Source organism: Streptomyces roseus, from assembly GCF_001044425.1.
Classification (GTDB): Bacteria; Actinomycetota; Actinomycetes; order Streptomycetales; family Streptomycetaceae; genus Streptomyces; species Streptomyces roseus.
In genome coordinates this window covers 20,587-30,270 of record NZ_LFML01000045.1, presented here as the reverse complement: position 1 = coordinate 30,270, position 9,684 = coordinate 20,587, and the positions used below count along the sequence as shown (strand labels likewise).

General features: G+C 71.1%; 10 protein-coding genes. 2 read left to right on the top strand and 8 right to left on the bottom strand.

The window, feature by feature from the left end; translation table 11 throughout:
• The 4 genes from ACS04_RS11920 to ACS04_RS38145 all read right to left on the bottom strand — a co-directional run.
• Positions 1–236 (bottom strand): NAD(P)H-hydrate epimerase (locus ACS04_RS11920; RefSeq protein ID WP_048476530.1); only part of this gene is annotated, 236 nt, incomplete at its 3' end.
• Between the two features lie 25 nt (positions 237–261).
• The gene (locus ACS04_RS11915) at positions 262–633 is read right to left on the bottom strand and encodes a holo-ACP synthase (RefSeq protein ID WP_048476529.1); all 372 of its coding nucleotides are present in this window, start codon (positions 631–633) and stop codon (positions 262–264) included.
• A 15-nt stretch (positions 634–648) separates the two neighbouring features.
• The gene (gene glmS / locus ACS04_RS11910) at positions 649–2,496 is read right to left on the bottom strand and encodes a glutamine--fructose-6-phosphate transaminase (isomerizing) (protein WP_048476528.1); all 1,848 of its coding nucleotides are present in this window, start codon (positions 2,494–2,496) and stop codon (positions 649–651) included.
• A 111-nt stretch (positions 2,497–2,607) separates the two neighbouring features.
• Complete coding sequence (locus tag ACS04_RS38145; protein WP_048476527.1) at positions 2,608–3,381, bottom strand: hypothetical protein; 774 nt, start codon at positions 3,379–3,381, stop codon at positions 2,608–2,610.
• Between the two features lie 253 nt (positions 3,382–3,634).
• On the opposite strand from ACS04_RS38145, the gene coaA reads away from it, so the two are divergent.
• On the top strand, positions 3,635–4,627 hold the full coding sequence (gene coaA, locus ACS04_RS11900; protein WP_048476526.1) for a type I pantothenate kinase: 993 nt from the start codon (positions 3,635–3,637) through the stop codon (positions 4,625–4,627).
• Positions 4,628–4,652: 25 nt separating this feature from the next.
• The gene (locus ACS04_RS11895; RefSeq protein ID WP_048476525.1) at positions 4,653–5,603 is read left to right on the top strand and encodes a DUF389 domain-containing protein; all 951 of its coding nucleotides are present in this window, start codon (positions 4,653–4,655) and stop codon (positions 5,601–5,603) included.
• 82 nt (positions 5,604–5,685) lie between these two features.
• On the opposite strand, the gene glmM is transcribed toward ACS04_RS11895, so the two are convergent.
• From glmM to ACS04_RS11875, 4 genes are all read right to left on the bottom strand, one after another.
• Complete coding sequence (gene glmM, locus ACS04_RS11890) at positions 5,686–7,044, bottom strand: phosphoglucosamine mutase (RefSeq protein ID WP_048476524.1); 1,359 nt, start codon at positions 7,042–7,044, stop codon at positions 5,686–5,688.
• A gap of 134 nt (positions 7,045–7,178) precedes the next feature.
• The gene (rpsI, locus tag ACS04_RS11885; protein WP_030154718.1) at positions 7,179–7,694 is read right to left on the bottom strand and encodes a 30S ribosomal protein S9; all 516 of its coding nucleotides are present in this window, start codon (positions 7,692–7,694) and stop codon (positions 7,179–7,181) included.
• A gap of 42 nt (positions 7,695–7,736) precedes the next feature.
• Positions 7,737–8,180, bottom strand: a complete 444-nt coding sequence (gene rplM / locus ACS04_RS11880; RefSeq protein WP_030154717.1) for a 50S ribosomal protein L13 — start codon at positions 8,178–8,180, stop codon at positions 7,737–7,739.
• 233 nt (positions 8,181–8,413) lie between these two features.
• Positions 8,414–9,670, bottom strand: a complete 1,257-nt coding sequence (locus ACS04_RS11875) for a glycosyltransferase family 87 protein (RefSeq protein WP_048476531.1) — start codon at positions 9,668–9,670, stop codon at positions 8,414–8,416.
• Positions 9,671–9,684: the final 14 nt, after the last annotated feature.

The following is a 9,684-nucleotide window of genomic DNA, read 5'->3' as shown; positions in this document are numbered from 1 at the left end:
GCCGTCACCCCGGCGCCGCGCCGGGCGAGGCGGGCGCCCGCGTACAGGGCGTCGCCGCCGTTGTCCCCGGACCCGACGAGCAGCACGACGCGCGCCCCGTACACCCGGCCGAGCAGTCCGGCGCAGACGGCGGCCAGTGCGGCCGCCGCCCGCTGCATCAGGGCACCTTCGGGCAGCCGGGCCATCAGCTCGCGCTCGGCGGCCCGTACGGTCTCCACGCTGTAAGCAGTACGCATGGGACCAGCCTGCCCGAAAAGGGGCTCAGCCCTCGGCGATCACCACGGCCGAGGCGATGCCCGCGTCGTGGCTCAGGGAGATGTGCCAGGACTTCACGCCCAGCGCCACCGCCCTGGCCTCGACCGTCCCCGAGACCCGCACCCGCGGCTGCCCGGTCTCCTCGACGTACACCTCGGCGTCCGTCCACAGCATCCCGCCGGGCGCGCCGAGCGCCTTGGCGAGGGCCTCCTTGGCCGCGAACCGGGCGGCGAGGGAGGCGGTCCCGCGCCGCTCGCCGCTCGGCAGCGTCAACTCGGAGTCGACGAACAGCCGCTGTGCCAGTTGCGGTGTCCGGCGCAGCGACTCACCGAACCGCTCGATCTCGGCAACGTCGATTCCCACTCCGATAATCACCAGGCCAACTCGCTTCGCTCACTCCACGGTCACGGACTTTGCGAGGTTACGCGGCTGGTCCACCTCGTTCCCCCGCGCCGTGGCCAGCTCGCACGCGAAGACCTGCAGCGGCACCGTCGCCACCAGGGGCTGGAGGAGCGTGGGCGTCGCCGGGATCCGGATCAGGTGGTCGGCGTAGGGGACGACCGCGTGGTCGCCCTCCTCCGCGATCACGATCGTCCGCGCCCCGCGCGCCCGGATCTCCTGGATGTTCGACACGATCTTGTCGTGCAGCACGGAGCGCCCGCGCGGCGACGGCACGACCACCACCACCGGCAGGTCCTGCTCGATCAGCGCGATGGGGCCGTGCTTGAGCTCGCCCGCCGCGAAGCCCTCGGCGTGCATGTACGCCAGCTCCTTGAGCTTGAGCGCGCCCTCCAGCGCCACCGGGTAGCCCACGTGCCGGCCGAGGAAGAGCACGGTGTCCTTGTGCGCGAGCGAGCGCGCCAGCTCCCGGACCGGCTCCATCGTCTCCAGTACGGTGTCCACGGCCCCGGCGATGTCGGACAGCTCGCGGATCACCGCCTCGATCTCGTCGCCCCACTTGGTCCCCCGCACCTGCCCGAGGTACAGCGCGACCAGGTAGCAGGCCACCAGCTGGGTCAGGAACGCCTTGGTCGAGGCGACGGCCACCTCCGGACCGGCGTGCGTGTACAGCACCGCGTCCGATTCCCGCGGGATCGTCGACCCGTTCGTGTTGCAGATGGCCAGGACCTTGGCGCCCTGTTCGCGCGCGTGGCGCAGCGCCATCAGGGTGTCCATGGTCTCGCCGCTCTGCGAGATCGCGACCACCAGCGTCCGCTGGTCCAGGATCGGGTCGCGGTAACGGAACTCGCTGGCCAGCTCCGTCTCGCACGGGATGCGGGTCCAGTGCTCGATGGCCAGCTTCGCGATCATGCCCGCGTGGTACGCCGTACCGCACGCCACGATCACGACCTTGTCCACCTCCCTGAGCACCGAGACGGGGATGCGCACCTCGTCCAGGCTCAGCGAACCGCTCCCGTCGATCCGGCCGAGGAGGGTGTCGGCGACGGCCTTCGGCTGCTCGGCGATCTCCTTGAGCATGAAGTAGTCGTAGCCCCCCTTCTCGGCCGCGGAGGCGTCCCAGTCCACGTGGTACGCCCGCACGGACGCGGGCGCGCCGGCGAAGTCGGTCACCGTGACCCCGTCGCGGCGCAGCTCCACGACCTGGTCCTGCCCCAGTTCGATCGCGGACCGGGTGTGGGCGATGAACGCGGCCACGTCCGAGGCGAGGAAGTTCTCCCCCTCCCCCACGCCCACCACCAGCGGGGAGTTCCGGCGGGCGCCGACCACCACGTCCGGCGCGTCGGCGTGCACCGCGACCAGCGTGAACGCGCCCTCCAGCCGCCTGCACACCTGCCGCATGGCCTCCGCGAGGTCCCCGCAGGCCCCGAACCGCTCGGCCAGCAGGTGGGCGACGACCTCGGTGTCCGTCTCGGACTCCAGGCGGTGCCCGCGCTCGGCCAGTTCGGCGCGCAGGGCGGCGAAGTTCTCGATGATGCCGTTGTGGACGACGGCGACCCGGCCCGCGTTGTCGAGGTGCGGGTGGGCGTTGACGTCGGTGGGCCCGCCATGGGTCGCCCAACGGGTGTGCCCGAGACCCGTGGAGCCGGCCGGAAGGGGATGCCCGACCAGCTCCTTCTCCAGATTGACCAGTTTTCCGGCCTTCTGGGCGGCGACGAGCCCCCCGTCGGCCAGCACGGCGACGCCCGCCGAGTCGTAGCCGCGGTACTCCAGCCGCTTGAGTCCGGCGATGACCACATCGAGCGCCGACTGCGCTCCCACGTAACCCACAATTCCGCACATACGGCGCAGCGTACGCCGTGTTCGGCGCTGCGCCCCGTACCGGAACAAGACGAAACCCCGCCCCGGCGAACGCGCCGGAGCGGGGTTGACGTCCAGTCAGCCGACCGGGGTTCAGCCCAGCTTCTTGACCTGCGCGTCGACGACGGCCTTCGGCTGCTCGGCGGTGCCGGCCAGGCTCAGGGCCGAGAACGTCGCGACGGTGTTGCCCTTGCGGACGGCCACGAGCTCCATGGTCATCGTCTCGCCGTCCGCGTCACCCGTCACGGTGTACGCGAGGGCCTCGTCGCCCGCGGTGACGGACGCGCCCGGGGCCACCTTCGTGATCTTGAGGCCGTCGCCGCCCTGGCTGCCGGTGTAACCGCCGGCGCAGGCCGTGCCCGCGGTCTTCACGGCCGCGAAGGCCTCCTGGGCACCCTGGCCCTCGTACGAGGCGAGGGTGACCGAGGTGACGGTGCCGGCCAGGGCGCCCATGGCGGCCTTCGCCTTCTCCTCGGGGCCGGCGTCCGCCGCCGGCTCCTTGGGCTTGGCGACGGCCTTGGTCCGGGCCGTGCCCGCGGCGGTGCCGACCGGGTTCATGGACTGCACCGAGACCAGCGGCTGGCACTGCGGCTTGTCGCTCTTGGCGCCTGCCGCCGCTGCCGCCTCGGCCGGGGTGGCCTCCTTGACGAGGTGGTTCGGCAGGTCGGCCTGGGTCACGATCACCCCGGCCAGTTCGGCATTCGTCTTCGCCTTGGCGGCGGCGGCCGCCGGGGCCGACGCGGCGGCGGACGGCTTGGCGTCCGTCTTCTTGTCGTCCGCCTTGTCGGAACCGCAGGCGGTGGCCAGCAGCGCCAGGGACACCGCGGAAGCGGTCAGGACGGTACGACGGACAAGGGTGCTACGCACGAAAGATCTCCCCCAGGAAAAGCACAACGAAGAAACGGCGGCATCAGCCCCCAGCCGAGCCGCAACGACAGCAAATCTACGGGCCCCGACGATCAATGCCGGACCATTTCGCGCCGCGCGCCGCCAATCGTGACCAGGGCGATACGCTCCGCTCCCGCCACGTGACCGACCCCACCACCCACAACCGCCCCCGAGCCACGACAATGGCCGTGTGATCACTTCGCCGCCACGAAGCACGCCGCCGGAGGGCGCGATGGAGCGCCCCGACCGACCCGAGCGACCCCACCGCCGGGCCGAGGTCTCCCCGTACGTCGACCTCACCCGCGCCGAGTGGAGCGCGCTGCGCGAGCGGACCCCGCTCCCCCTCACGGCCGAGGAGGTCGAGCGGCTGCGCGGCCTCGGCGACGTCATCGACCTCGACGAGGTCCGGGACGTGTACCTCCCGCTCTCCCGCCTCCTCAACCTCTACGTCGGCGCCACCAGCAACCTCCGCGGCACCCTCAACACCTTCCTCGGCGACGCCGGCAACGGCCACGGCGCCCAGCAGGGCACCCCCTTCGTCATAGGGGTCGCCGGTTCCGTGGCCGTCGGCAAGTCCACCGTGGCCCGTCTGCTCCAGGCCCTGCTCGCCCGCTGGCCCGAGCACCCCCGCGTCGAGCTGGTCACCACCGACGGCTTCCTCTACCCCATGAAGGAGCTCCAGCGGCGCGGGCTGACCGCCCGCAAGGGCTTCCCGGAGTCGTACGACCGCCGCGCGCTCACCCGTTTCGTCGCGGACATCAAGGCGGGCAAGGACGAGGTCAGCGCCCCGGTCTACTCGCACCTGATCTACGACATCGTCCCCGGCGAGCAGCTCGTCGTACGCCGCCCCGACATCCTGATCGTCGAGGGGCTCAACGTCCTCCAGCCGGCCCTGCCCGGCAAGGACGGCCGTACGCGCGTCGCGCTCGCCGACTACTTCGACTTCAGCGTGTACGTGGACGCCCGGCCCGAGGACATCGAGCGCTGGTACCTCAACCGTTTCCGCAAGCTGCGCGAGACCGCGTTCCAGAACCCGTTCTCCTACTTCCGCAAGTACACCCAGGTCTCCGAGGAGGAGGCCATGGAGTACGCGCAGACCATGTGGCGCACGATCAACAAGCCGAACCTCCTGGAGAACGTCGCCCCGACCCGCGGCCGCGCCACGCTCGTCGTCCGCAAGGGCCCGGACCACAAGGTCCAAAAGCTCAGTCTCCGCAAGCTCTGACCGCCGCGGCACGTAGGGTGCGGCCATGCTGCACCTACGGATGATCACTCCGGCGGACCGGACCGAAGCGGTGGTCAAGGCCATCGAGACGACGGTCGGCACCACCCATCTGGTCGTGCTGCCCGGCGCCGCCCGCGAACCGCGCGGCGACGTGGTGATGTGCGACGTCGCCCGCGAGGCGGGGGACGAGCTGCTCCAGGAGCTCCGGCGGCTGCGCATCGGGGAGGACGGCTCGATCGCGGTCGAGAACATCGACCTGTCGCTGTCCCGGCGCGCCGACGCGGCCGAGGAGGAGGCCCCGGGCGAGGCGGCCGACGCGGTGCTGTGGGAGCAGCTGACCGAGGCCACCCACGAGGAGTCCACCCTCTCCATCACCTACGTCGCCTTCATGATTCTCGCGACGATGATCGCGGCCTGCGGCGTGGTCCTGGACAACGCGATCCTGATCGTGGGCGCGATGGCGGTCGGCCCCGAGTTCGGTCCGCTCGCCGGGGTCTGCACCGGCCTGGTGCAGCGCCGGCCGCGGCTCGCGCTGCGCTCCCTGGCCGCCCTGCTGATCGGCTTCGCGCTGGCCATCGCCGCCACCACCCTCTTCAGCCTGGGGATGGACGCGATCGGCCAGTTCCACGAGGGGATGCTCGACAGTCCGCGCCCGAACACCGGCTTCATCTGGAAGCCGGACCCGTTCTCCTTCGTGGTGTCGCTGCTCGCGGGGGTGGCGGGGGTGCTCTCCCTGACCTCGGCGAAGTCCGGAGCTCTGGTGGGCGTCGCGATCTCGGTGACCACGGTCCCGGCGGGCGCGAACGCAGCCGTGGCACTGAGCTACGGCGAGCTCGCCCAGATGTGGGGGTCGGCGGAGCAGCTGCTCCTGAACCTTGGCGGGATCATGCTGGCCGGCGTCCTGACCCTGTACGGGCAGAAGGCGCTGTGGGCCACCCAGCGCGGCCGGTGGGCCCGTCGCCCCGCGAAGACCTGAGCGGCCCGCGCGAACGCCGTCGGCCCCGCCCTCCGGGATCACCGGGTGGGCGGGGCCGACGTACGGCTACCGCGGGGCCGAACTAGCCGAGGGCCGACTTCACGGCGTCCGCCAGCCGGCCGGCGACCGCGCGGGCCTGCTCGATGTCGGCGGCCTCGACCATCACCCGGACGAGCGGCTCGGTACCGGACGGACGCAGCAGCACCCGCCCGGTGGTGCCCAGCTCCCGCTCGGCGTCGAGGACGGCCGCGGCGAGCTCGCCGGAGGTCGTCACCCGGGACTTGTCCACGTCCGGGACGTTGATCAGCACCTGCGGCAGCCGCCGCATGACGCCCGCGAGCTCGGCGAGCGAGCGGCCCGTGGCCGCGACGCGCGCCGCCAGCATCAGGCCGGTCAGCGTGCCGTCGCCGGTGGTGGCGTGGTCGAGGATGATCACGTGGCCCGACTGCTCGCCGCCGAGCGCGTAGCCGTGCTCCTTCATCGACTCCAGCACGTACCGGTCGCCGACGCCGGTCTGCACGACGTCGATCCCCTCGCCCTCCATGGCCAGCTTGAAGCCGAGGTTGGACATCACGGTGCCGACGACGGTGTTGCCGCGCAGCTGGCCGGCCTCGCGCATGGCCAGGGCCAGCACCGCGAGGATCTGGTCGCCGTCGATCTCCGCGCCGGTGGCGTCGACCGCGAGGCAGCGGTCCGCGTCGCCGTCGTGGGCGATGCCGAAGTCGGCGCCGTGCTCGACCACGGCCTGCTTGAGGAGTTCCAGGTGGGTGGAGCCGCAGCCGTCGTTGATGTTGAGGCCGTCGGGCTCGGCACCGATGGTGATGATCTCGGCACCCGCCCGGGCGAAGGCCTCGGGCGAGACGCGGGCGGCCGCGCCGTGGGCCTCGTCCAGGACGATCTTCAGGCCTTCGATGCGGTTCGGGAGGACGCCGATGAGGTGGGCGACGTACTTGTCGAAGCCCTCGTCGTAGTCGGAGACGCGGCCGACGCCGGAGCCGGTCGGCCGGTCCCACGGGGCGCCGGTGCGGTGCTCCTCGTAGACGGCCTCGATGCGGTCCTCCAGCTCGTCGGCCAGCTTGTGGCCGCCGCGGGCGAAGAACTTGATGCCGTTGTCGGGCATCGCGTTGTGGCTGGCGGAGAGCATCACGCCGAGGTCGGCACCCAGCGCACCGGTGAGATACGCCACCGCCGGGGTGGGCAGCACACCGACGCGCAGGACGTCCACGCCCGCGCTCGCGAGGCCGGCGACGACCGCCGCCTCCAGGAATTCGCCCGACGCGCGCGGGTCGCGGCCGACGACCGCGGTCGCGCGGTGGCCCGCGAAGGTGCCCGCCTCGGCGAGTACGTGGGCAGCTGCCACGGAGAGACCGAGCGCGAGCTCAGCCGTCAGATCCGCGTTGGCGACGCCGCGTACACCATCCGTCCCGAAGAGTTGTCCCACTGTTGTCCTCCCGAGTTCACGCTTCGTTTGTGACCGCTTGTGACATGTATTTGCCGCTTGTGGCGGTAAACGAACCGCCCCGGCAGCACGGAGAGTGCTGCCGGGGCGGTTTGTTGCTGAACAGCAGGCGCAGATTAACGCTTGCTGTACTGCGGAGCCTTACGGGCCTTCTTGAGACCGGCCTTCTTGCGCTCGACCGCACGGTCGTCGCGGGAAAGGAAGCCGGCCTTCTTCAGCGCCGGGCGGTTGTTGTCGACGTCGGCCTCGTTCAGGGCACGGGCCACGCCGAGGCGCAGGGCGCCGGCCTGACCGGAGACGCCGCCACCCGCGATGCGGGCGATGATGTCGTAGCGACCGTCGAGCTCGAGGAGCTTGAACGGCTCGTTGACTTCCTGCTGGTGCACCTTGTTGGGGAAGTAGTCCTCAAGGGTGCGACCGTTGATCTTCCACTTGCCGGTGCCCGGAACGATCCGGACGCGGGCGATGGCGTTCTTGCGACGGCCCAGGCCGGCGGCCGGCTGGGGGTCGCCGAAGCGGCCGGCAAGGGACTCGGAGGTGTAGTCGCCCTCGACGACGACCTCAGACTCGGTGGTGTACTCCTCGACGCCCTCGAACTCTTCGACGGGGGTCTCGGCGGTGGTCTCGGCCACGATGCTCCTCAGAATTTTCTACGTCTTAGGGGGTGGCCGGAACTACTGCGCGACCTGGGTGATCTCGAACGGCACCGGCTGCTGGGCAGCGTGCGGGTGCTGGTCGCCCGAGTAGACCTTCAGCTTCGAGAGCATCTGACGGCCCAGGGTGTTCTTGGGGAGCATGCCCTTGACGGCCTTCTCGACGGCCTTCTCCGGGTTGTTCGCCAGGAGGTCGTCGTAACGCACGGAGCGGAGACCGCCCGGGAAGCCGGAGTGGCGGTACGCCATCTTCTGGGACGCCTTGTTGCCCGACAGGTGGACCTTGTCGGCGTTGATGATGACGACGAAGTCGCCCATGTCCATGTGAGGCGCATAGGTCGGCTTGTGCTTGCCGCGCAGGAGGGCGGCGGCCTGGGTCGCCAGACGGCCGAGGACAACGTCCTGGGCGTCGATGACGAGCCACTGGCGCGAGATGTCGCCGGGCTTGGGGCTGAACGTACGCACGCGTATGCCTTCGCTTCTTCAGTGGTGGTATCCCAAGGGCGCAAGCCCCTGCGGGAAGGTCCTGACAGGGTCACCACGGACGATCACGACAGCCCTCGTCCACAACGGGGACGCAACCCGTGTGAACCGCTGGTCATCGGTCCGGTGGACCGGCGTAAGGCCCTTTCACGTGAGAATGAAGAAAGCCAATACGCATAACAAACCAGCAGGATACCCAAGCAGACCCGTACGGGTCAAAACGCGGTCCGCGATGCCGATGGGGACGGCGTCGCGGCGCACTCCGGTTCGGTCCTGGGTGGGGACCCCGCAGTTGTTACTTGCCCAAGGGTAACCCGACCGGAGCCCAGCGCACGACGCACCAACAGGATCGCGAGCCCGCACAGCGTGGCGCAGTCCTTGAAGGCGCGCCGCTTGTGGGCCAGCTCGGAGGGCCACGGGACCAGTGCGACCTGGGGCGTCAGGGCCAGCCAGAACCAGGGCGAGCGGGGCATCGAGCCCGGTCGCACCGCCGAGGCCAGCAGCAGCGGGAGCACCACCAGCAGGTAGTGGTCGAAGGACGGCCGCGACACCAGGAATGCGGCGAGCATCACCATGCAGGCCGTCTCCGCGAGCCGCAGCTCTCCCCCGTCCGTCTCCTGCTCCGTGCGCCGCCACCGCGTCCAGGCGGCCCACAGCCCCGCCCCGGCCCCCGCGAAGGCCACCACCACCGCCACCGGCCCCGGCACCCCCAGCCGGGGCAGCACCGCTATGGGAGAGGCGTCCCAGGGGAGCGCGTAGGCGTCCTGCCCCTGGAGCAGGAACGGCAGGGTCTTGGTGAAGAACAGCGTCGGGCTGGGCATCATCAGCGCCCCGAGCAACGACATCCCGAGCGGCACCAGCACGGCCGCCACCAGCCCCCGCCACTGCCGGGCCAGTACGAAGACCAGCCCGACCGGCACCAGCATGGGCTTGCAGGCGATGGCCAGCCCCACCACCAGCCCGGCGGCCGCCCAGGACCGCCGGTGCGCGAGGAGCAGGGCCGCCGGCAGCGCGGCGGCCGAGATCGCCGTCCAGTTGCCGATCAGCACGAGGTTCACGTACGGCTTGTAGGCCAGGGCCAGCACCGGGAACCCGACGACCGCGAAGCGCGAGCGCAGCGGTACCGAGAACAGCCGCAGCGCGGCCAGCCACCCGGCGCCCAGCAGCCCCGACATCGCCACCGGCAGGCTCCAGCGCAGCACCGCCGTCGGCAGCATCGCCTCGGGGACGGCCATCAGGACCGCGCTGGGCAGGTACAGGAAGCGCTTGTCCTCGTACGGCGACCCGCCGGCCAGCAGCGTCTGCGCCGCCTTCACCACGAAGGCGTTGTCGGATCCCCAGTTCTCGCGCAGGCTCGTGGAGACGCAGACCCCCAGGACCACCGCGAGGGAGAGCAGCTGCCAGGGCCGGGACGCGGGTCGCAGCAGCCAGTCGAGCAACCGGTCGCCGAAGCCCTGCTTCTCCCGCTTCATGAGCCAGATGCCAG